The 21861-nt window shown below is 67.6% G+C and carries 24 protein-coding genes; 10 read left to right on the plus strand and 14 right to left on the minus strand.

Annotated features, from left to right (window positions below):
* Positions 1-62 precede the first annotated feature (62 nt).
* Positions 63-374, plus strand: a complete 312-nt coding sequence (locus IPV09_RS01865; protein ID WP_242681108.1) for an MmcQ/YjbR family DNA-binding protein — start codon at positions 63-65, stop codon at positions 372-374.
* Positions 375-504: 130 nt separating this feature from the next.
* Positions 505-987, plus strand: coding sequence for a DoxX family protein (locus tag IPV09_RS01870; protein WP_207473283.1), 483 nt, complete (start codon positions 505-507; stop codon positions 985-987).
* Between the two features lie 82 nt (positions 988-1069).
* Here the strand turns inward: IPV09_RS01870 and IPV09_RS01875 are convergent, their stop codons facing one another.
* The 3 genes from IPV09_RS01875 to folE all read right to left on the minus strand — a co-directional run bounded on the left by IPV09_RS01875 (position 1070) and on the right by folE (position 3755).
* On the minus strand, positions 1070-1702 hold the full coding sequence (locus tag IPV09_RS01875; RefSeq protein WP_207473284.1) for a GyrI-like domain-containing protein: 633 nt from the start codon (positions 1700-1702) through the stop codon (positions 1070-1072).
* Positions 1703-1935: 233 nt separating this feature from the next.
* Positions 1936-3141: an NAD(P)/FAD-dependent oxidoreductase gene (locus tag IPV09_RS01880; RefSeq protein ID WP_207473285.1), complete on the minus strand. Its 1206-nt coding sequence runs from the start codon at positions 3139-3141 to the stop codon at positions 1936-1938.
* Positions 3138-3755: a GTP cyclohydrolase I FolE gene (folE, locus tag IPV09_RS01885; RefSeq protein WP_242681109.1), complete on the minus strand. Its 618-nt coding sequence runs from the start codon at positions 3753-3755 to the stop codon at positions 3138-3140. Before folE ends, IPV09_RS01880 begins: the two co-directional genes overlap by 4 nt.
* Positions 3756-3941: 186 nt before the next feature.
* On the opposite strand from folE, the gene IPV09_RS01890 reads away from it, so the two are divergent.
* The 4 genes from IPV09_RS01890 (at position 3942) to IPV09_RS14535 (ending at position 6402) form a co-directional block, all read left to right on the plus strand.
* Positions 3942-4595 (plus strand): RNA polymerase sigma factor, encoded by a 654-nt coding sequence (locus IPV09_RS01890; protein WP_207473289.1) that lies wholly within the window; start codon positions 3942-3944, stop codon positions 4593-4595.
* Positions 4592-4813 (plus strand): hypothetical protein, encoded by a 222-nt coding sequence (locus IPV09_RS01895; protein WP_207473290.1) that lies wholly within the window; start codon positions 4592-4594, stop codon positions 4811-4813. Before IPV09_RS01890 ends, IPV09_RS01895 begins: the two co-directional genes overlap by 4 nt.
* Positions 4814-4822: 9 nt before the next feature.
* Positions 4823-5521, plus strand: coding sequence for a hypothetical protein (locus tag IPV09_RS01900; RefSeq protein ID WP_207473291.1), 699 nt, complete (start codon positions 4823-4825; stop codon positions 5519-5521).
* 227 nt (positions 5522-5748) lie between these two features.
* Positions 5749-6402, plus strand: coding sequence for an Ltp family lipoprotein (locus IPV09_RS14535; protein ID WP_207473292.1), 654 nt, complete (start codon positions 5749-5751; stop codon positions 6400-6402).
* 8 nt (positions 6403-6410) lie between these two features.
* Here IPV09_RS14535 and IPV09_RS14075 read toward each other — a convergent pair whose 3' ends face one another.
* Positions 6411-7160: an alpha/beta hydrolase-fold protein gene (locus IPV09_RS14075; protein WP_207473293.1), complete on the minus strand. Its 750-nt coding sequence runs from the start codon at positions 7158-7160 to the stop codon at positions 6411-6413.
* Entirely contained in the window at positions 7157-8371 is a 1215-nt protein-coding gene (locus tag IPV09_RS01915) for a hypothetical protein (RefSeq protein ID WP_207473294.1), read from the minus strand. The genes IPV09_RS14075 and IPV09_RS01915 overlap by 4 nt, the downstream gene beginning before the upstream one ends.
* 239 nt (positions 8372-8610) lie before the next feature.
* Between IPV09_RS01915 and IPV09_RS01920 the strand changes: the two genes are divergently transcribed.
* Together IPV09_RS01920 and IPV09_RS01925 are read left to right on the plus strand one after the other, a co-directional pair.
* Entirely contained in the window at positions 8611-9201 is a 591-nt protein-coding gene (locus IPV09_RS01920; RefSeq protein ID WP_207473295.1) for a dihydrofolate reductase family protein, read from the plus strand.
* Positions 9202-9279: 78 nt separating this feature from the next.
* The gene (locus IPV09_RS01925; protein WP_207473297.1) at positions 9280-10830 is read left to right on the plus strand and encodes an MDR family MFS transporter; all 1551 of its coding nucleotides are present in this window, start codon (positions 9280-9282) and stop codon (positions 10828-10830) included.
* Here the strand turns inward: IPV09_RS01925 and IPV09_RS01930 are convergent.
* On the minus strand, positions 10793-11695 hold the full coding sequence (locus IPV09_RS01930; RefSeq protein WP_242681110.1) for a LysR family transcriptional regulator: 903 nt from the start codon (positions 11693-11695) through the stop codon (positions 10793-10795). The two genes, IPV09_RS01925 and IPV09_RS01930, sit on opposite strands and share 38 nt — an antisense overlap.
* A gap of 78 nt (positions 11696-11773) precedes the next feature.
* Here IPV09_RS01930 and IPV09_RS01935 point away from each other — a divergent pair, with 78 nt between their 5' ends.
* On the plus strand, positions 11774-12697 hold the full coding sequence (locus IPV09_RS01935) for an EamA family transporter (RefSeq protein WP_370590179.1): 924 nt from the start codon (positions 11774-11776) through the stop codon (positions 12695-12697).
* A 125-nt stretch (positions 12698-12822) separates the two neighbouring features.
* Here IPV09_RS01935 and IPV09_RS01940 read toward each other — a convergent pair whose 3' ends face one another.
* From IPV09_RS01940 to IPV09_RS01955, 4 genes are all read right to left on the minus strand, one after another.
* Positions 12823-13947 carry an FHA domain-containing protein gene (locus tag IPV09_RS01940; RefSeq protein ID WP_207473299.1) on the minus strand — a complete coding sequence of 375 codons (1125 nt, stop codon included), beginning with the start codon at positions 13945-13947 and terminating at the stop codon, positions 12823-12825.
* A 66-nt stretch (positions 13948-14013) separates the two neighbouring features.
* Positions 14014-14337: a hypothetical protein gene (locus IPV09_RS01945; protein ID WP_207473300.1), complete on the minus strand. Its 324-nt coding sequence runs from the start codon at positions 14335-14337 to the stop codon at positions 14014-14016.
* A gap of 206 nt (positions 14338-14543) precedes the next feature.
* Complete coding sequence (locus tag IPV09_RS01950; protein WP_207473301.1) at positions 14544-15401, minus strand: SDR family oxidoreductase; 858 nt, start codon at positions 15399-15401, stop codon at positions 14544-14546.
* Positions 15402-15704: 303 nt separating this feature from the next.
* Positions 15705-16241: a type 1 glutamine amidotransferase domain-containing protein gene (locus IPV09_RS01955; protein ID WP_207473302.1), complete on the minus strand. Its 537-nt coding sequence runs from the start codon at positions 16239-16241 to the stop codon at positions 15705-15707.
* A gap of 196 nt (positions 16242-16437) precedes the next feature.
* Here IPV09_RS01955 and IPV09_RS01960 point away from each other — a divergent pair, with 196 nt between their 5' ends.
* Positions 16438-17193, plus strand: a complete 756-nt coding sequence (locus IPV09_RS01960) for a ZIP family metal transporter (protein ID WP_207473303.1) — start codon at positions 16438-16440, stop codon at positions 17191-17193.
* Here the strand turns inward: IPV09_RS01960 and IPV09_RS01965 are convergent.
* The 4 genes from IPV09_RS01965 to IPV09_RS14540 all read right to left on the minus strand — a co-directional run bounded on the left by IPV09_RS01965 (position 17171) and on the right by IPV09_RS14540 (position 21785).
* Positions 17171-17464 (minus strand): hypothetical protein, encoded by a 294-nt coding sequence (locus tag IPV09_RS01965; RefSeq protein ID WP_207473304.1) that lies wholly within the window; start codon positions 17462-17464, stop codon positions 17171-17173. The genes IPV09_RS01960 and IPV09_RS01965 overlap by 23 nt on opposite strands.
* Positions 17461-18198: a DUF2306 domain-containing protein gene (locus tag IPV09_RS01970; protein WP_207473306.1), complete on the minus strand. Its 738-nt coding sequence runs from the start codon at positions 18196-18198 to the stop codon at positions 17461-17463. Before IPV09_RS01970 ends, IPV09_RS01965 begins: the two co-directional genes overlap by 4 nt.
* Positions 18195-18884, minus strand: a complete 690-nt coding sequence (locus IPV09_RS01975) for a hypothetical protein (protein ID WP_207473308.1) — start codon at positions 18882-18884, stop codon at positions 18195-18197. Before IPV09_RS01975 ends, IPV09_RS01970 begins: the two co-directional genes overlap by 4 nt.
* 126 nt (positions 18885-19010) lie before the next feature.
* Complete coding sequence (locus tag IPV09_RS14540; RefSeq protein ID WP_207473310.1) at positions 19011-21785, minus strand: LuxR C-terminal-related transcriptional regulator; 2775 nt, start codon at positions 21783-21785, stop codon at positions 19011-19013.
* Positions 21786-21861 lie beyond the last annotated feature (76 nt).

Below are 21861 nucleotides of genomic sequence, written 5' to 3' on the forward strand. Positions count from 1 at the left end.
CCGTGCCCACCCGTCCAGCGTTGCCGGTACACATGGTCGAACGCCTCCGGACAACGCTCGACATGCTTCCCGAGACATACGAGGAGGAGGCCTGGACCGGCGTCCGATGGCGGGTGCGGCAGGCCACCATCGTGCACCTGTTCGGCGGGGAGGATCAGCGCTTCCGGATCGTGTTCCGCGGCGAGGCCGACGAGGTTATCGCGTTTGAGCACATGGGCGAGCCCTACTTCCGGGCCGGCTGGGGCCAGAACGTCATCGGTGTGGTTCTGGACGATGACACCAACTGGGAGGAGGTCACCGAACTGATGGTGGCGTCCTATTGCCTCGTGGCCCCCGCCAAGTTGTCGGCCCAGGTGAGCGTGCACGGTTCCTGACGAACCCGTGGCCGCTGCCAGCGCAAGTGGTTGAAAGTTGTACTGCTCCTCATGTCGTGCTTTACTTGAATGGACAACCAATGATGTAGCCCCTGAGCGCATCACCCAGATCCACACACAGGAGCACCACATGCGCAACACCCTCACCCCCAACCCGACCGTCCAGTCCGCCCTCCTTCTGGTCGGACGCGTCGTCCTCGGGTTCATCCTGATCGCCCACGGATGGCAGAAGTTCACCGAGTGGACCCTCGCCGGCACCGGAGAGGCATTCGCAGGCATGGGTGTGCCGCTGCCCGGGGCGTCCGCCGCGGTGGCCGCCGTCGTCGAGCTGCTCGGTGGTGTGCTGCTGGTTCTCGGCGCGTTCACCCCGATCGTCGGCGTGATCGTCTTCCTCCAGATGGCCGTCGCGGCCGTCCTGGTCCACCTGACCAATGGCGTGTTCGTCGGCGACAACGGCTGGGAACTCGTCGGCGCCATCGGTGCTGCCGCCCTGGTGCTCGCCGCGGCGGGCGCCGGCAAGTGGTCGGTGGATGGACTGCTGTCCGCTCGCACGAACGACGGCGCCAACACCTTGGCCTCGGTCGAGGACCGTGAGCCGGTCAGCGTTCGCTGATCACTCGGTACTCAGATTGCCCATGAAGTGGGGCTCCAGCGCCTGCTGGGGCCCCACCTTCGTCTGTGCGAGGCACAGCGTGTCACTCGGCTGCGGCCGCGTGCTGCACAGGCTGGCGCAGAATCGTCCGCAGCTTGTCAGCCGTGACCTTGCGGGGGTCGCTGAGGTAGATCTCATGGTGCTTACCGGTCATCTGCAACCCGTTGCCGGGGATGAACTCCTCGTGCAGCGCGGCCAGCACCGGGGCCTCGTCATCGTAGGAACCGACGTGGAGGGTCTGCACGCACAGCCCCTCCGACAAGGACTCGAGTCGGACCTCGCCCAACCGGACGGGCGGATCCTTGGCGCCGACCTTCGCCAGGGCCTGCTCGTAGTGGGACCGGTCGATCCACTCCGGGGCCATGATCATCATGGTCCAGTCCCACTGGGACTTGTCCCGCGACAGGGTGAATGCCTCCATGTCCCGGGCCCACCACAGCCCCTCAAGCGGCGGCACGACGTAGTCGCGTCCCAGGTGCTGCTTGCTGGCGAACTTCATGGCGTAGGCGACCGGGTAGAGCGCGTTGACGGCCTCGCGGTAGTGCGCCGACGTGTTCGGGTCGCCCTGCCCGTCGACCATCAGGTACTGCATCACGGGCACCTCGAGGATGCGGAACTGCCCGCGCTTGGCCTGGTAGGAGTCGCGGTCCACCTTGGCGTCGAGCTTGTCGGTCACGCAAACACTCCGGTCCAGTCCTGCCGGGCGTCCACCTGCCTGCCCGGGCCATGGGGGCAACGCTACGCCCGCGGGCATCGCGTGTCAGGAGGGTTCTGATCGGCCGACCGGCACCTGCCCGCCTCGGTGACGGCTGCCCCTGCCTCGGAACAGGGGCAGCTGTCGTCTTCCCGGGCAACTGTTCGTTTTCTGGGGCAGTTGTCGTTTCCGGGCGCACGCACCGATCGACGAGGTCACCCGGTCGGCAGTTCGGCCACCGGCCCACCGACCAGGCGTCGTACCTCCTCAATGGCATCCCAGTCATTGGCATGCATGCCCGCCAGCACCCGGTCCCCCTTCGTCCAGTACGCGGTGAACACCCGGCCCGCGAGGTCACCCCGGATGCGGACCTGGTCATAGCCGTCGCGTCCCACGTGACCGACGTACTCCATGCCCAGGTCGTACTGGTCGGTGAAGAAGTACGGCTGGCGTTGGTAGGCCGTGGTGTCGCCGAGCATGGTCCGGGCGGCGTGTCGGCCCTGCTCGATGGCGTTGTCCCAGTGTTCGACGCGCAGCCGTCCTAGCAGCGGATGGTCGTGGTTGGCGACGTCACCGGCGGCGTGGACATGGGCGTCACTGGTGCGCAGCTGGGCATCGACCAGCACCCCGTTGTCGCACGCCAGCCCGGCGGCGGCGGCCAGGTCGGAGTTCGGCTCGGCGCCGATGCCCACCAGCAGCACGTCGGCGCTCACCGTGGTGCCGTCGGAGAGCCGGACGGTCGTCTGCCCGCCCTGGTGCGTGACCTGCTCGAGGGTGGTGCTGGTGCGCAGGTCGACGCCGTGCTGACGGTGCAGGTCGGCGAAGACCTGCGCAACCTCGTCGCCCAGCACCCGCGCCAACGGCATCGGTGCGGCTTCGACGACCGTCACCGTCCCACCCGCGGCCCGGGCGGCGGCCGCCACCTCCAGACCGATCCAGCCGGCGCCGACGATGAACAGCCGCTGGCTGAGCCGGGCCTTGAGGGCCAGGGCGTCCTCGAGGGTGCGCAGGTAGATGACCTCAGCACCTGACTGGTCGGCCATGGCGAAGCGGCGGGGTCGTGATCCGGTGGCGAGCAGCAACCGGTCGTAGCCGACGGTGCGGTTGCCCACCCTGAGGGTGCGCGCCGTCGTGTCCAGGTCGGCGGCTGGCTGACCGGTGAGCAGTTCGATGTCGTGCTCGGCGTACCAGTCGAGGGGGTGCAGGTAGGCGGAGTCCGGGGTGGCGGCGCCGAGCTGGATCTGCTTGGACAGCGGCGGACGCTCGTAGGGCGGCTGTGCCTCGTCGCCGATCAGGACGAGTGCGCCGGTGTACCCGCTTGCGCGCAGTGCCTCGGCGGCATTGGCCCCGGCCAGGGACGCACCGACGATGGCGATACGGGTGACGTCGTCCGGGGTGCGGTGCTGTTGTGGCGTGGTCATCGTGTGCTCCTGGTCAGGGCGAGGAACTCGGCGCGGCTGCGGGCGTCATCGCGCATGCGGCCGAACATTGCCGAGGTGGAGGTGAGGGCGTGGGGGGTGCGGGCGCCGCGCAGGCTCATGCAGCTGTGCCTGGCCTCGATGACCACGCCGACGCCATGTGGTGCCAGGGCGGTCTGCAGGTGGTCGGCGATGCGCTTGGTCAGGCGCTCCTGGGTTTGCGGTCGGCGGGCATGCAACTCGACCATGCGGGCGAACTTCGACAACCCCAGGATGCGCTCGCTGGGCAGGTAGCCGATGTGGGCCACGCCCACGAACGGCAACAGGTGGTGCTCGCACAGCGACTGCACCGTGATGTCGGTGACCATCACCATCTCGTCGTAACCCTCGTCATTGGGAAAGGTGGTCAACTCGAAGCTCGGGCCACTGGTCATCTCGATCAGTGCCTGCGACATCCGGCGGGGGGTGTCGACCAGGCTCTCATCGGTGAGGTCCATGCCCAGGGCCCGCATCAGGTCGGTCGCGGCCCGCTCGGCCGCGACCGGATCGACGTGGGGTCGGCTCGGGGCGACCAGGGGACGGAAACGGTGCGCCGTGTCACGGATCGTGGTGCTCATACCCATTGGTGTCGCCCGGCACGAGGTTCTTACCGCGACCGTGCCGAGTGTGTTGAAAAGGGCCTCGAAAGCAGGGCGGCGGGGTAAGAGGGCCGCTCGCGCAGGACACCAAGGGTCATGGGAACAGCGTTGGCCGCCACCACGTGTCGCCCGAGTACTGTCCACCGCGCCGACTGGGGTGCGATGATGACGCTCGTGCAGCCGCCGAGCCCTGACGCGTCCACCCGGACGCCCGATGAGTCGTGGATCGAGGACCTCACCGACCCCGGGCCGGGCGGGCAGGCGGCGGTCCAGAACCTGCACGCGCTGCTGGTCCGGGCAGCGCGACACCAGGTCTACCGGCTGCGCGACCAACTGCCGGGCGCCGGCACACGGGAGCTGGAGGACCTGGCCCAGCAGGCCGCCGACGACGCCCTGGTCTCGGTGCTCGGCAAGCTGGACACCTTCCAGGGACGCAGCCGGTTCACCACCTGGGTGTACAAGTTCGGTGTGCTGCACGCCGGCGTGGCGGTGCGACGTCAGGCCTGGCGTCATCGTGAGGTGCCGTTGCCGGAGACCCTGACGGTGGTGGCGACAGCGGCGACACCCGGCGCTGAGGCGGAGGCGCGTGACCTGTCCCGCGCCCTGTCCTCGGCCATCGCCGAGGACTTGACCCCGCACCAGCGACAGGTGACCTTGGCGCTGCTGGTCGAGGAGGTCCCCATCGACGTGCTGGCCGACCGTCTGGGGACCACCCGCAACGCCCTGTACAAGACCCTGCACGATGCCCGGCGGCGGCTGCGCACCTCGCTGGCCGACCGCGGCTTCCTCGATCACCTTCCTCGCCGGAGCACACCATGACCGCCCATCCCCATCTGAGTGCCGAGGTCGCGGCGAGCCTGCTGGCGAACACCGCGCCCTACCTGTCGTGCGACGAGTGCTTCGAGCGCATCGACGAGTACGCCGAACGGGTCGTGGGCGACCCCGGCTACCGGGACGTCGCCATGCAGGTGCACCTGGCGGCCTGTGGAGTGTGCGCGGAGGAGGCCGAGACGCTGATGGAGTTGCTGCGCACATAGGCTTTCGGCATGGACGACAGACTCAAGCTCCTCGCACACCGCTCCGAACCCGGTGTGCACGTAACAGTCACTGAGGACGACGGAGCGAGCGTGTCGCTGAGTTGGGGCCAGGGCACCTCACTGGTGGCAAAGCAGGTGCTCGAGTGGCTTGAGGTGTGGGTCCATGGGATCAAGGTGGGGGGCATGTGGGTGTCCGCCGCAGAGGTTGAACTGTTCCTTGAGTGCCTGTCGTCCCAGCCGGCCGTGCGATCGCGAAGACGTTTCTCCACGGCTCTGACACTGCGGGACGGTTATCCTCTTGGCAGCCGCCTCGCACTGAGAGGACGGTTGCCGGAGGCAACGTTCCCGCCCTTTCCGGGTCAGAGGGAACCGGTGACGTGGTTCGTGCTGTTTGAGGACGGACTCCTGGTCGCACGCGAGTGGGCCCGGGAGGCCGTCTGGCTGGCTTCAGACCCTCAGGCTCCTCACGGCGAGCCGCGCGCTTTCAGCAGCGACAGGCGACTCCTCACAATGCACGACCACCCAGATGGGTACGACGGAATTTCTGCAGTGAGTTTCATCACAGATCAAGAACTCGATGCGTTCGTCCGGGCCGCCCGGAAACAGCCCCCGGGTGCCAAGCAGATGACTGTCGACGAGATGTTGGCTTGGCATTCGACCCACAGTGCGAATGCCCCGTGGGAAATCACAAGTGGGCCGTCGTTGTGAAGAGTTGCCCAACGACGACACCCCGCTCACTGCCTGCACGAGTCGGCGGCTCAATCCACACCCCAGATGCTGCGAGGAATTCCCCCAAGATAACGTGATGACGGTAGAGGTCAGCGCTGATCTCGCACAAAGGGGGAATCGTCATGTCACCACAAGCTCCCGCAGGTTGGTATACCCAACCCGACGGCAGTCGGCAGTTTTGGAACGGAAGTCATTGGGTCAGTCCCGTGAACGCCGCTGCAGGTCAAGATCCAACCCCCCAACCGCGAGCCTCCAGCAAGCCCAAGCGGCCATGGTTCAAGAAGAAGCGGATCTTGATCCCGGGCGTGGCACTTATTGCCATCGCTGCCATGAACTTGAACGACAAGGATTCCGTGGACACGGCAGTTCCCGCGCCGAGCACAGTCATCACGGCCCCCTCGACCACGGCGTCAGCGGCAGCGCAACCGTCCAACAAGACCACAAGCCAGGCGGTGGCCACGACCGCGCCTCCAGCCACCAGCGCGGTGCCGCCTGCGAGCCAGGCACCACGCACCACTCAAGTTCCAGCAACCACCCAGGCACCGCCAGCCACCAAAGCCCCAGCGGCCGTGTCCGTGTCGCAGGAGCAGGCTATGAAGAAGGCGCTCGACTACCTGGAACTTACGGGCTTCTCAGCCTCTGGCCTGCAAGAGCAGTTGGAGTTCGAAGGTTTCCCTGCCGCCGATGCCGCTTATGCCGTCAAGCATATTGACGTGGACTGGATGGAGCAGGCTGCGCGCAAGGCGAAAGAGTACTTGGACCTTACCTCCTTTTCGCGACAGGGTTTGATCGATCAGTTGATCTTTGAGGGCTTCAGCAGCAAGCAGGCGGCGCACGGCGCGGATTCTGTGGGTCTTTGACGAAAGACTCACCAGGGCATCAGTTCGCCGAACAGCTTGGTCATCATCCGGTGCCACCAGTGCCAGTCGTGGGAGACGTCGTGACCCCAGTACTCGAACTGGTGGTCCACCCCGCGCCGGGTCAAGACTTCATCCATCCACCGGGTGGAGGCGAGCAGTTCCTCCTCCCAGGCGCCCTGGCCGACGGCGGCGACGATGCGTCCCTGCCGGTACTGGTCCAACCAGGGATGGTCGTCGGGCATGGCGTCGACGAACCAGGCCGGGGAGTTGTCGTGGGCGCGTCCCCCGCGGTTGTCCCCGACGAAATGGCTGCCCTCGAACAGTCCCGACAGCACCACCATGGTGCTGAACAGGTCGGGGCGCCGGAAGAAGCTGATGGCGGCATGGAACCCGCCCATGGAGTTTCCGGTGACCCAGAGCTTGGGCCGGTCAGTCCGCGACCACCACTGCGCCCGCGGCGCCATCTCCTCGACGACGTAGCGGTGGAACTGCTCCTGCAGCTCCATCCGGGCCGCGAGGTCGCCGCCGACATCCGACCAGGAGTGCTCGTCGACCGAGTCGAGGCAGAACAGTTGCAGCCGTCCGGCGTCCAGCCAGGGACGTAGCACCTCGACCATGCCATGGTCCTGGTAGTCGAAGAACCGTCCGTTCTGCGTGGGAAAAACCAGGCAGGGCTGCCCACCATGGCCAAAAACCTTGAACTCCATGTCCCGGCCCAGGGCATGGCTGAACTCGCGGTGGTACGAACCGTGGGTCACGCCCGGTCACCCGCCAGGGCCAGGGCATCGGCCACGAAGGCGTCGGCCAGCTCGGTCGACTCGGCGCGCAGGATGAAGAACTCATCACCCATCTGCGGCACCATCATCGCCGGGTTGCGGCGGTGACGGATGAACTCGTCGCGGTAGCGCTCCAGCAGCTCCTCGCGGGACAGGGCGTAACGTCGCAGGTCACGGCGCCCGGCGTACACGCAGATCTGCGGGTCGACCGCGCCGCGAGCCGCCGCACCGGTGTCCTGTCCGGTGACCAGGTCGGTGTAGATCTGGTAGACGTCGGCGCTGCGGGCATGGTTCAGCATGTCCAGGGTGAACCCACCCGCAGGCCGCATGTTGACCTCCAGCCCGACGAACTCCCCCACCTCGGCCAGACCGGGGCGGGCGACGTCCAGCTTGAAGAACTCCAGGTGGACGAAACGGTTCACCATCCCGAACGCCGCCGCGGTCCGCCGGCCGCGCTCACGCAACTGCTCGGGCACCTCCCCCAGCACCCGGTAGGTGAGGTCGAGGCCCTCGAGCACCACGTCCATGATCGAAGGTGGCCAGCGGGTGGCGGCCTCGAAGACCGGCTCGCCGCGAGCGTCCAGGATCGCGTCGTAGGAGTAGATGTCGCCAGTGAGGAACTCCTCCATCACGTAGTCCCCCTCCGGCCTCACGTCGAAGAAGGCGAGCAGCGCCGCGTCGTCGTCCAAGCGGCGGGTTCCGGTGGCACCAACGCCACGCTCGGGCTTCACGATCACCGGGTGCCCCACGGCGGCGGTGAAGGCCAGGGCCGCGGCGGCATCGGTGACCGTGATCTGGCGGGCGGTGGGCACCCCTGCCGCCTGGTAGACGGGCTTCATGGCGCTCTTGGAGCGAATCGAGGCAATCCGGTCGACCGTGTGGCCGGTGGTGATGTTGAAGTCGGTGCGCAACCGGGCGTCGGTCTCGAGCCAGTGCTCGTTGTTGGACTCCACCCATCCGATGCGTCCGTGGCGAAAGGCCAGGAACGCCATCGCCTTGTACACCTCGGCGTAGTCCTCAAGGTTGTCGACGCGGTAGTACTCGGTCAGCGCCGAGGTGAGCGGGGCCGGCAGCTCGTGGAACGGTGCATCACCGATGCCCAGCACCCGCACCCCGGCGTCGGCCAGGTGGGTGCAGAAGTGCATGTTGGTCTCGGGGAAGCTCGGCGAGATGCAGACGAAGTTGGTGGCCACCACGTCCTCCTTGGTGCTGCACGAAAAGTGCGCGTCGTTGGTGCTGGCATCCTACGACGGGCGGCGGTGGCGGCCGTGCGCCGGGACGAAACCGGGACTGGGGGCGGCAACGCGGGTGACCATCGACTGACCAGGTGACTGGCACGCGCCATTGGCCTGATTTCGCTGCGCGCCACCTCCACGCGAAGGCAGGATGGGTGCGGTGACATTGCCGGCGACCCACTGCACCAGGAGTTCCCATGTCAGCACGATTCGTCTACTGGATGAACGTCTCCGCGGACCTGCGGATCGAGCGTGACCCCCACGAGCAGGGAGGCGGCGACTGGATGCGGATCACCGAGTCGCTGCATCGGGAGTTCAATGCCCGCGCGGCGAAGCTGACCATGGGGGTCGAGGGACGCGTCATCTACGAGACGATGGAGTCGTTCTGGCCCGAGGCCCGCCGCGACCAGTCCCAGCCCGACTTCCTGCGCGAGTACGGCAAAATCTGGACAACGATGCCCAAGGTGCTGGTCAGCCGCACCCGCACCAGCGCCGGCCACAACACCCGGGTGATCGGCGCCCAGGACGACGCCGTCGAACAGCTGGCGCGGCTGCGGGCCGAATCCAGCGGCGACATCGGCGTCGGCGGCGCCACGATTGCCACCCTGCTGCTGAGGGCGGGCCTGCTGGACGAGCTGCTGTTGTTCATCCACCCCGTGATCCTGGGACGCGGTCGTCCGTTGTTCGACGAGCCGATCGAGCCCGTCGACCTCGACCTGCTGGAGTCCCAGACCTACGAGCAGGGCGTCGTGCTGCACCGCTACGCAGTCAGGGCTGCATCCGAATAGCTCGGCGGTTGTGCCATTGTCATCACAGTGTTGTGATCGGTGACTATCGTGATGCACCGATCCATTGAAGGGGTTCGGATGAGCACGTCACCCACCACGGCAGCCCCGGCGCCGCCCATGACCGCCGCCCATGACCGGCGGCTGTTCATCTGGGCCTTCGTCGGGCTGCTGATGTCCATGCTGCTGGCGGCCCTCGACCAGACCATCGTCTCGACCGCGCTGCCCAGCATCGTCGGTGAGCTCAACGGGCTCGACCACATTGCCTGGGTGATCACCGCCTACCTGCTGGCGGCGACCATTGGACTGCCGATCTACGGCAAGGCCGGCGACCTGTACGGACGCAAACCCGTGCTGATCTTCGCCATCGTCACGTTCCTGGTCGGCTCGATCCTGGCGGGCATGGCCACCAGCATGGTGCAACTGATCATCTTCCGGGCGATTCAGGGCGTGGGCGGTGGCGGGCTGATGATCGGCGCCCAGGCGATCATCGCCGACCTCGTCCCCCCGCGTGAACGCGGCAAGTACATGGGGCTGATGGGGGCAGTGTTCGGGCTGTCGTCGGTCGCCGGCCCCCTGATCGGCGGATTCTTCACCGACAGCGTCGGCTGGCGCTGGATCTTCTACATCAACATTCCGCTGGGTCTGCTCGCGCTGGCGACCGTGGTCTTCGCATTGCACCTGCCCCGCCGGGAGCGCTCGACCCAACCCGTCGACGTGGCAGGCATGGCGCTGATCGTGTTGTTCAGCGCCGCCGCGGTGTTCGCCACCAGCTGGGCCGGCACCACCTACGCCTGGGCGAGCCCCCAGATCATCGGACTGCTGGTCGGACTGGTGGTCACCGCCGCCCTGTTCGTCCTGGTCGAGCGCCGGGCAGTGGAGCCGATCATGCCGCTGTCGCTGTTCCGGTTGCGCAACTTCAACCTGCCGGCACTGGGTGGTGTGGCCGTGGGCATCGCCATGTTCTCGACCATTGCCTACCTGCCGACCTACCTGCAGATGGTGGACGGCGCCAGCGCCACCATGTCGGGGCTGATGCTCATTCCGATGACGGCCGGGATGCTGACCAGCACCATCGGCACCGGTCGCCTCATCTCGGCCACCGGCCGGTACAAGCTCTGGCTCATCCTGGGCCCGATCATCGGGGCGGTGGGGCTGGCCATGCTGTCCACCATCGACGCCGCGACGCCCTACTGGTTCACCGGGCTAGGCATGTTCATCCTGGGTCTGGGCGTTGGCTGCTCGATGCAGAACCTGGTGCTGGTCGTGCAGAACGACGTGCCGCACCGGATCGTGGGCGTCGCCACCAGTTCAGTCGCCTACTTCCGGCAGATCGGCGCCTCGGTGGGGATCGCGGTGTTCGGGTCGTTGTTCGTCTCGCGGTTGACCGACGCCTTCGCCGCCATGCCGCGCGGCCCGTCCGGTGCCCCGGGGGTCGACCCCGACGAGGTGCGTTCCCTGACCCCGCAGGTGCTGGCCTCGCTGCCGGCGCCGGTCAGGGCCGCCATCGCGGATGCCTTCGCCACGGCGCTGCCGCCGCTGTTCCTGTACGGAGTGCCGGTGATGCTCGTCGGGCTGCTGCTGGCGTTGTTCATCAAGGAGCACCCACTGAGGACCGCGATCGAGCACTAGGTTCCGTCAGGACGTCCAGGAAGGCGAGCGACGCGGGACTCGGGTTGAAGTCGCTCCAGGCCAAGTACTCGATCCTGGTCGGACCGTCGGCGACCGGAACCTTGATCAGATCCTGTCCATCGGGAACGACCGCAGGCGCCAGCAGGGCGACTGCGAGGTCATTCCTGACCAGCTCAAGCATCAGGTCGGTGCTCGCAACCTCGAACGCCACCCGTCGCGGCACCCCCGCCGCGGTGAAGGCAACGTCGGACTGGGCACGTCCCGGCGATCCGGCCGGGAAGTCCACGAAGGCATCCTCGGCCAGGTCCTGCAGCCGTAGCCTGCGACGTCCGGCGAGACGGTGGCCGACACCGAGCACAGCGACCAACCTTTCCCTGTCCAGGACGCGGGTCGCCACCAGCCGCGGGACATCCGCCTCGGTGAGCCCCAGGACTGCCATGTCCATGCCTCCCTGCGCGATGGCCGTCATGAACTCGTGGCTGTCGCCCTGCCGCAGTCTGATCTGCACCGCCGGGTGGGCGCGGTGGAAAGCCCCCATCGCCGCCGGGATGTCGAGGGCGGTCACCGTGGGGATGAGCCCGATCGTGAGGGTGCCCCGAATCTGACCGGACGCGGCTGCGGCATCGGCAATCGCGCGATCGGCCGCGTCCAGGGCTGCCCGTGCCGCGGGCAGGAAGGCTGCCCCGGCAGGGGTGAGTTCGACGCGTCGGCTGGTGCGCGCGAACAGGTCCATGCCCAGTTCGCGTTCCAGGGACTTGATCTGGTGGCTCAGTGCCGACTGCACCACGAAGCACCTCTCGGCGGCACGGGTGAAGTTCCGCTCCTCGGCGACGGCCAGGACGTAGCGCAGTTGCTGCAGTTCCATCCATCCATCATGAACCACGATTGTTTGCATGAACAGCATGTGCTGGACTCATGGATCACGCGGGCCCACAGTGGAGTGGTGAACACAGCAGCCATCGACCACGCCATGACACCAATCTCCCCCACGTCGCGTGCGTCGACCACCCTGGTGACGGCGTTCGCGCCCGCGGTGTGGGGAACCACCTACCTCGTCACCACGACCATGCTGCCCGCCGGCCACCCGATGTTCGCCGCCCTCATCCGCGCGCTACCGGCGGGACTGCTGGCGTTGTTGATCGCCCGTCGGCTGCCGTGGGGCGCGTGGTGGTGGAAGACCGCGGTGCTCGGCACCCTGAACATCGGAGTGTTCTTCCCGCTGCTGTTCGTCGCTGCCGAGCGTCTGCCCGGCGGGGTGGCCGCGACACTGGGTGCGACCCAACCGATTCTGGTCGCGGTCCTCGCGGTCGTCGTGCTCTCGGAACGGTTGTCGTGGTGGCGACTGGGGTGGGGCGTGGTCGGGGTGGCTGGCGTCGCCATGGTGGTGCTCGGTCCCGGCGCCGCGTTCGACACGGTCGGTGTGGCTGCCGGCATTGGCGGGGCTGCAGCCATGGGTACCGGGGTCGTCCTCACCAAGAAGTGGGGCCGTCCACCTGGTCTGGGCGCGGTCGGGTACGCCGGTTGGCAGCTCAGCGCGGGCGGCGTCGTGCTGTTGGCCCCGACGCTGCTGCTGGAGGGTGTTCCTGCTCACGTCGACACGGCGGGCGTGGCAGGCTACCTGTGGCTCGGGCTGGTCGGCGGACTGCTGGCGTACACACTGTGGTTCCGAGGCCTCGGACGACTGCCGGTCACGGCAACGGCCCTGCTGGGCCTGCTGTCGCCGTTGGTGGCAGCGGCCCTGGGCGTGGTCTTCGCCGACGAGTCCCTCAACTGGGCGCAGCTCCTGGGGTTCGGGTTGGCACTGACGGCGATGGCGTGCGGTCAGCTGACGCCACCCGTGGACAAGCGGCGCCGCGCCCGGCAGTGATTGCGATGAGAGCCAACGCTTGCTGGCGACGGCGCACCCTGTCGGACCCATCACCCGGGCACAGTCGATGACTGTTGCCCAATGCTTGAACCCTGCGTCAACGCCGGGTCCTGAAATTGCAGCGTTCAGCCGACAGTGTCGAGGAGCAATTCGGGCACAACGATGGACGTCGGTCCATCAAATCCCTGCCTGAACACCGTCGCAAAGGACAGGACGGCGGTTGTCTTCACGTCGGGTAGATGGCCGCCGAAGACGATGGTGCCACGGCGCGTCTGCCCGGGAGCAATCTGATCGCTCCAAGTACTGCGCAGGCGGTCCGCGTCCAACGTATTTCCCACGGCGTCGCTGAGTGTGGCGTTCGTGAACAGCGGCAGGGTGATGGTGTTGCCGAGATTGTTCTGCACCACGATGGTGACGCGCGTGAAGTCACGCGTTTGTTCGACGCTCTCCACAGTGGTCAGGACCCCGTCGGCGTTCACGGTGACGGGGCCGTCCCGCAATCGTTCTGAGCCGCCCGCTTGGTTACCGGTGATGTACCCGCTGACCGCTGCCACCCCAAACGCGACGACTGCTCCCCCCGAACCGACCAGCACGACGGCGATGAGGACGCCGGCAACGACCGAGGTACGACGCTTCGGTGGGCGGACAGCAGCAGCCGGTCTGGCCCGTGGCATGTCACCGCCGACGGGGCCACCCGCCGGCGACGGCTTCTCTCGAGTGAACGATTCCCTGGTGACTTCGATCAGTGAGGCCACCATCCCGACAATCGGGGCGGCGATCCACGGCCCGATGCTCGTGGAACTCGTGGCGAACTGGATCGCCACACCGACGGCGAGGATCACAATGTTGGCGACAGCGCCGAAAACGAGGACGCGGCCCAGGCGCACAGACCCTCGTCCTTGAACGTCCGGCGCTGGCATTGCGGCATGATGCGCTGGTGGATAGCCACCCTCGAACCGCAGGGTGACCGATCCGATCCGGACTTCCTCTCCAGCACGGAGCCAGTGCCGGGAGCTCAGTCGCCTGCCGTTCACCCAGGTGCCGTTCGTGGAACCCGAGTCCTCGATGGTCACACTGTCAGCTGCCCGGACCACGAGTGCATGGCGGCGGCTCACGCCGTCGTCCATGAGCCGTATGGTCGAGGCTGATTCTCGGCCGATCAGGTGCATCCCCTGGGGTATCCGAATGCGCTGCCCTGATCGGCTTCCGCCCATGACCAGGAAAGCCAGTTCTGCGTCACGGCGTTCCATCAGAATCGCCTTCCGTCCAGGGGCACGACCTGTCAGCCGCTGCTGCCCCGCACCACCACCGTTCGTTCAGACGAACAATCGCGCGTTCTCGGAGCGGACGCGGTCCACCGCCGACGGTTCGGCGATCCCCGCGAAGAGCTGCGCCTTCTCGGATTCGTTCTCCGCCTTCTGGGTGGCCTTCGCCGCCTTCTCGTTGGCCTGGTCCGCCTGCGACTTGAAGAAGAACGCCGGGATGACGCCCGTGGCGACGCCAATGAGTGTTCCGAAGAGCCCCCAGTACTTGGCGAACTCGTCGAACGTGTCGGTCTGGCTGGCGCAGAAGAGCATGACGAACACCACCAGGCCGATGTAGGCCAAACCGATGAGGATGGGACCTGTCTTGGTTTGCATCACGGACCCCCTTCGAGGGACTGTCGAGCCCGGACAGACGCGAGGATCATCTCTCTGCCGGCCCGGCCAGTCAAGAGCCTGGCCACGTGGTCTGAGGCACCCCTGAAAAGGGGTTGGCTTTCGAGCCGGACGGGCGCTTGACGTCAGCGAAAGTTGACCTTCTGACAGCTGATTTTTAGCAAGCTGCCTGGACGACCGGGCGCGGCTCAGAAAATGGGCTTGCCGCCTGTGACACCCAGCACGGTCCCGGAGACGTAACTGGCCTCGTCGGAGGCGAGGAACACGAAGGCAGCGGCCACCTCGACAGGTTGACCGGCGCGTCCCAGTGGCGTGTCAGATCCGAATCCGTCGACCTTCTCGGGGGGCATCGTCGCCGGGATGAGGGGGGTCCAGATGGGTCCCGGCGCCACAGCGTTGACGCGGGTGCCGTGCTCGCCCAACTCCGCTGCAAGGTTGACCGCCAGGTTGTTCAGCCCGGCTTTGGTGGCCGCGTAGTCGAGGAGCTGGTCCGACGGGTTGAAGGCCTGGACGGAACTCGTGATGATCACGCTGCCGCCGTGGAGCTCCTTCTCCAGCGCCTTGGTCAGCCACAGCGGCCCCATGATGTTGGTCTCGAAGGTGCGCTGGATCTGGCCGTCGGGGAACTCCTGGAGTTCCTTGTGGGTCATCTGGTAGGCCGCATTGCAGACCAGGACGTCGACCCCGCCGAGCAGTTCGACGGCGCGCTTGGCGAGTTCGCGGTTCGCCTCGGGCGTCCGCAGGTCACCGGGCACCGACTCACCGCGCCTTCCCGCAGCGCGGACCAGTTCCAGCGTGGCCTGGGCATCCACTTCCTCCTCGGGCAGATGCGCGATGACGACGTCGGCACCCTCCTTGGCAAAGGTCACCGCCACGGCACGACCGATGCCCGAATCCCCACCGGTGATGAGTGCCCGCTTGCCCTCGAGCCTGCCGCGCCCAACCCAGGACTGTTCACCGTGGTCCGGCTGGGGGTCCAGTTCGGACGTCCTGCCGGGCCACTCCTGCTGCTGTGCCGGAATCCTGCTGAGTTCGTCGTAAGTCATGTGTGATCCTCTCCCTCTCCGGGGTGTGGTGGAGCCGTTCGATGGATGTTCGTGCACCTGACGCGAGCACCTGGGTCGGAGTCATCCCTGCCGACGTTTGCGAGCGGCAGGAAGTACCACTGCGCCGATCGTGCCCAGCACCGTCATCATGCCCACACATCCGATCGGTAGGGGCAGGCAGCACCCGCCGACCTGCCACTTGGTACCCCCGCGGGTGGTGCCCGCTGCCCCCGGGAAGGGGAAGCCGGTGGGGCGCACTCGTTGGCGGCGGGGTCGGCGGTACTCCTCCTGCTCGTCCATGAGTCACGCCCCCTTGACGGCGTCCACCAGCGCCCGGCAGAACGCGGGCAGGTCGTCGGGGTTGCGGCTGGTGATCAGGTTGCCGTCCTCGACGACCTCCTGGTCCTTCCACTCACCTCCGGCATTGCGGATGTCGGTCTGCAGCGAGGGCCAACTGGCCAGAGTACGGCCCTTCACCACGTCGGCCTCGACCAGGGTCCAGGCGGCGTGGCAGATTGCTGCCACCGGCTTGCCGGAGGCCATGAAGTCCTTGACGAACTGGACGGCCTGCTTGTCGGTGCGCAAGGCGTCGGGGTTGGCCACGCCACCGGGCAGCACCAGCGCGTCGTAGTCGTCCACACTGGCCTCGGCCACGGTGACATCCACCTGTTGCGTCGAGGACTTGGTGAGGTGGTCGAACAGGTCGACGCTGCCGGCCTCGGGGCTGACCAGCTCGGGGGTCCAGCCCTGCTCCTTGACAGCGGCCCACGGCTCGGTCAACTCCTGCGCCTCGACACCTTCGGAGGCGGTCAGGAATGCGATGCGAATCTGATCAGTCATGTCGCCACGCTAACCGCCGCTGCCCGGCGCCGGGTCGTCCCCGACGACATTCCACCCCCAACGGCGTGCCGCAGCCCGCGGTCGCTGGGGTCGCACGCCTGTTGGCCGGCACCAACGGACGCCATTGCGTCCGACCCACCGAGGGAGAACACTGGCGCTGTCAGCGAATGCTGGTGGGCGCGTCGAGGGGGTGGGGATGCCCGTATGGCTGCAGGCCTGGATCTGGGGCACTGTCGCCGGTGCCGCGCTGCTGCTGGGCAGTGCCCTCGCCTGGAAGTGGCGGGTGCCAGCACGGGTCGTCTCGTCGGTGATGTCCTTTGGCGCCGGGGTGCTGATCTCGGCGCTGTCCTTCCAGTTGGTGGAGGAGTCCGTCAAGGGCGGCGGCCTGCTCGCCATGGTGGCCGGGTTCGTCTGCGGTGCGGTCGTCTATGTCGGTGCCAATGTGCTGCTGGCCCGCCGCGGTGCCCGACACCGCAAGCGCTCCGGTGACCTACAGCCGGGCGAGCAGGACGCACCCGGAAGCGGCACCGCCATCGCCGTGGGAGCGTTGTTGGACGGCGTGCCCGAGTCCGTCGTCCTGGGCGTCGGGATGTTGGGTGCTGGGGCGGTCAGCCCCGCCATGCTGGCCGCCGTCTTCATTTCGAACGTGCCGGAGGGACTGTCCAGCACGGCAGGTATGAAACGCAGCGGACGCAGCGCCGGGTACGTCTTCGCCGTGTGGGGCGGCATAGCCGTGGTCTCCGGGCTCTCGGCCCTGGCCGGCTTCCTGTTCCTGCAGGACGCCTCAGGTGGACTCATCGCCTTCATCACCGCGGTCGCGGCTGGAGCCATCCTGGCGATGCTGGCCGACACGATGATTCCCGAGGCCTTCGAGAACAGCCACATGCTCACCGGACTGATCACGGCTGCCGGGTTCCTGACAGCCTTCATCATCGACTACTCCGGTCGGTGAGTCCCCCCGGACCACGAGTCGGCGAAACGCCGTCCGATGAGCAGGGCGCCGTGCCTTCCACCGAAATGAGCGTGGCGCCGATGTCGCGAACCTTCGCCAGCAGTCCGTGCAGGGCGGCTTGGTCAATCAGCTCGCCGCGCATGGTGGTGGTGCCGTCGTCCTCGCAGGTCAGGGCCATTCCCCAGAACCACGGTGACCAGGATTCGTCGAAGTGCCCCCGGACGCGCACTGCGTAGTGGGTCGGTGCGTCGCGTTCCAGACGCGGGTTCATCGCGACACCGCCAGAATCCGAGCAGCGCTGATTCGACGCCTGCCAGCCCCAGCCCGCCGGATCACCCATTCGGCGACGGCGGCATTGATCACCCAGCCTGAGCTGATCGAGACCGCTGTGCTCAGCTCGCCGGTGCCGAACAGGGCCTCGCCGACTCCTTGGGTGAAGGTCTGGGTGCCGGCGGCGACAGCGAGTGCGTAGGCGCGAATCATCCACGCTCGGTGCGCCCCAATGTCGTGGCGCCGAATCGCGGTGACGCCCAGGACGATGCAGGCGGCCATCGAGGTGCCGGCTACGAGCCGCACCGCCCACAGCAGGTCGCCACCGGGAGCGCCGGGGTAGAACACCGTCATCCAGAGACCGGAGACGGCGACCAGCATGCCTGCCCCGACCAGCACCCGGCCCGACCTGCGATGCCAGGTGGGTCGTGAGCGTCGAAGCCGGGCGGAGAACTGGAGTGACCCGACCAGGGCGAAGACGGCAGCGGCGATGATGTGCACCACCACAGGTGCCGGGACGGCGTCGATGCGTGGGTTGACCGGTAGCACCTGCGGACCGCCGGCGATCTCGGCCACCCGGAGCGAACCGGCAATGACCGGGATCAAGCTGAGTGCTACCAGCGCGGCCAGCACGCCCCAGCTGGTCCTGTCCGCAGCCGGAACCCCGGCCCCCTTCCGGGAGGGCCGGGTCTGGACCCGCTGCGGTCGGGCCACCGAGCCGCGTGGCGGGGTCATCGGACACTCGTGGCGGCGAGGGGCTCGGCCCCGACAGCGACGGGCGACACCTCAGGTTCGACGCGGGTGCTGAGCCACAGGGACACACCGAGTCCGATCAGCGCGATGGAGTTGGGGAAGGCCAGGAGCCGGAAGAACGCGTCAGGAAGGATGGCGAGCGAGGCGGTGAAGAGGCTGGCCAGCGCCAACAGGACGGCTGCCCAGCGGGCCAGCACGCGCGCCCGGAACAGGGCGATGCCGAACAGGATGCCGCCGCCCAGGTAGGTGAGACCCATGATGTTGAGGACCGACTGCATCAGACCGATGTCGCCGACCGCAGCACCGTTGGTGGCCGCGGCGAGGACGTCGTTGACGTAGCCGGGGTCGGTCTCGGCAATGGACGGCAGGACGAAGGCGGAGACGAACGTGACGCCGATGATGCACAGATAGCCAGCTGCGAAGACGAGGTAGCCCAGCAGGCCGAGCCGGCCCACTTGTTTCACCTGACGCAGGTACATGCCGGTGATGCCGACCAGCGCCAGGGCGCCCATCACCACCTTGGCCGAGTTGCGCACCGCCCACTCGGTGGTGGTGACGGCGGTGACGTCGGAATGGGGGTGGCCAAGCTGGATGCCAATGAAGAGCAACCCGGCGGCGACGGCGGCGACGGCCGCCGATCGGAAGAGGAAGTTGGGTGTGATGGTCATGTCAGGTCCTGTTCAGGTCGGTCCGTGGCGGATGCTGCGGAGATGACCTGAACCTAGGAGCCGGCATGATGACCGGGCGTCACCAGATGATGTGAGTGATGTGGTGACACCGTCTTGTGGATCGACCTAGAGAAGACCGTGTTCGCGGGCCCGATGGACCGCGGCTGCCCGAGTCTGGGCATCGAGCTTGGTGAAGATGCGCCTGGTGTGGGTGCGCAGCGTGTTGAGGGTGATGTAGAGCTGGCGGGCAATCTCCGGTCCGGTCAGTTCACTGTCGAGGAGTCGCAGCACGTCGAGTTCACGCCGGCTCAGGGCGTCCACCAACGGCACGGCAACAGCAGCGTCCATGGTCGGCGGGGTCCCGTCGAGGAGCCTTCGGGCATGCTCCCGAAGCGTGACGCGAGCCTCCGTAGCGCTGGGAGTCGTGTCTAAGGCGGCTCGGTCCAGCAGCGCGAGCATGGGGGCACCCTCATCAAGGAACAGCCGGACATGGCGGTGGGGCTCGGAGGTCTCGCCCAGGCCGAGCGCCAGGGCGTCGAGGGCGAGGGGCAGGTCACCTCGGGCCTGGTGGGTGAGCGCCTGCAGCAGCCGGATCTCCAGCAGACTTCCCCCTCGCCCGCTGGCAGCGGCTGCTGCGTGCAGCCGGTCCAGCAGACCCAGCGACGCCTCCAGCGGATCCGTGCCTGCCGGTCCACGGCCGGGAGCGGCCCAATGCTGGGCCAGCAGGAGCCGCGTCAGGGTCAGATGCTCGTACTCGCGCAAGAACTCTGCCTCGTCATCGACGCTGAGGTCCCGCTCCTGCGCCCACGCGGTGGCGGCCGCGAGCTCGCCAGCCGCGATCTGGACGCGTGCCTTCATCGCGGCGATGGGGCGGACGTCGGGAGAGAAGCCGGGTCGAAAGAGTGCCTCCGCCTGGTCGAACAGGTCCTTCGCCGACCCATGGTCCCCACGCGCGGCGCGTACCTGCGCCATGGCGATGAACCAGCGGTGCCGGTTCTCGGTGATCGACGTTCGTTCCCCCAGGACGCGTGCCGTCTCGAGAAGGGCGTCGGCGCCGGTCAGGTCGTTGACCTCCCGATCCAGCTCGGCCAGGGCGACGTGGAGGTCGGCGGCAGCCCGCAGGTACGGGTTTCCACCCCGGTTGGCGGTCTCCAGTGCCTGCTCGCAGAGTCGGCGGGCACGGCTCGGCCTGCCAGCGGCCACCCACATGTCGGCGAGCATCACGGTGCTGTCCAGCTCATCCACCACATTCCCTGCCGCGCGCAGGCTGCGCCCCGCCTCGGTGAACAGGGACAACCCCTCGTGGACGTTCCCTGCCGCCCACTTTGCCAGTCCGAGGAAGCCACCGCCGGCGCCACGCACCAAGTGGTCATCGGGACGGGCAAGGTCGAGTGCACGCCGGGCATGACGCATGGTGCCGGCCACGTCACCACGTGCCTGGGCCATCGAGGCGCGGTACACCGCCACCGTCGCAGGCGCGGTCCGAAGGTCCTCGGTGTCGGCCCACGCGGCCGCGAGCGTCGGGTCGTCCAGACCCGCCTCGAGGGCCGCCTCGGCGTCGTCGAACCTGGATTCGGCGCCGTCCAGATCGCCGTCCAACATCAGTGACCAGCCCGACAGGATGGCCAGGACCGGTCGGCTCCGCACCGTTGCTTCCGGCAGCGACCGCACCCAGCCCAGCAGTACGCCGTCCCGGCGATTGCGGCGCATTTGCGGCAGTGCATCCTCCATCAGGTGGGCGGCACGCTCGAAGTCCTCGGCCGACAGGGCGTGCCGGACGGCGTCCTCGACCATGCCCTGGGTCGCGAACCATTCACTGGCCCGACGGTGCAGGACGGGCAGCCCGCCCGGGTTCTCGACGTGCAGTCGCGCGCGCAGGACGTCGGCGAACAGGTGGTGGTAGCGATACCAGCGGCGCTCGGCATCGAGCGGGACCACGAACAGGTTGCTGCGCTCCAGGTCGGCCAGCATCTGGGTACCGTCAGCGCCACCAGTGACCGCCGAGCACAAGGGCCCGGTGAGGCGGTCGAGGATCGAGGTGTCGAGCAGGAACTCGCGGAGGTCGCTGGTCTGCCGGGCGAGCACCTCGTCGGCGAGGTAGTCGATGACGAACCGGTTGCTGCCGGCGAATGCCTCGATGAACTCCGCGATCCCGCGCCGTTCGGTGATGCCACGCAGTGACAATGCGGCGAGCTGGAGCCCGGCAATCCAGCCCTCGGTCCGCTCCTCGAGCGCCTCCACGTCCGACGGGGCAAGATCCAGCGCCATCGTCTGGTTGCAGAACTCAAGTGCCTCGGCCGGGGTGAAACGGAGGTCGGCGGCCCGTACCTCGGTGAGTTGTCCGCTGCTGCGCAGCCGGGCCAGCGGCAGCGGCGGATCGGCCCTGGTCGCCACCACCAGATGCAGGTGGGCAGGCAGGTGTTCGACCACGAAGGCCAGGACCTCGTGCACTGCAGCAGCGTCAATGACGTGGTAGTCATCCAGCACGAGCACCCACTGCTCCCCCGGCGATCCTTGCGTCGCAAGGGTGATGTCGTTGACGAGCACGGTCAGCGCCGCCTGGCTCAGGCCGGTGGCCAGCGCCTCTGGTGCGACCGGGCTGATGTCAAGACCTGCGGTGTGGAGTGACGCCACCAGGTGCGTCATCAACCGGACGAGGTCGTTGTCGCCAGCGTCCAGCGAGAGCCACCCCACCCGGATGTGCTGCTCGCGCTGGGCCAGACCGGCCAGCCAGTCGCCCAGCACCGTCGTCTTCCCGAACCCGGCTGGCGCGGACACCAGGGTGAGCCGGTGGCCCGCGGCGAGTGTCGCGTCCAAGTGTGTTGTCAGTCGCGGACGGACCACCAGGCGGGGGCGCGTGGTCGGCACGAACAGCTTGGTCGCGAGGACAGGAGTCGTCACCTCTGCAGCTTAGGAGCACGGGTCGTGTGGTGCGATGCCCTCGGACAGTCACACCATGGCGACCGAGATGACAGGA

Origin of the sequence: Tessaracoccus sp. SD287 (genome assembly GCF_017355265.1) — a bacterium.
In the GTDB taxonomy this organism is placed as follows: Bacteria; Actinomycetota; Actinomycetes; order Propionibacteriales; family Propionibacteriaceae; genus Aestuariimicrobium.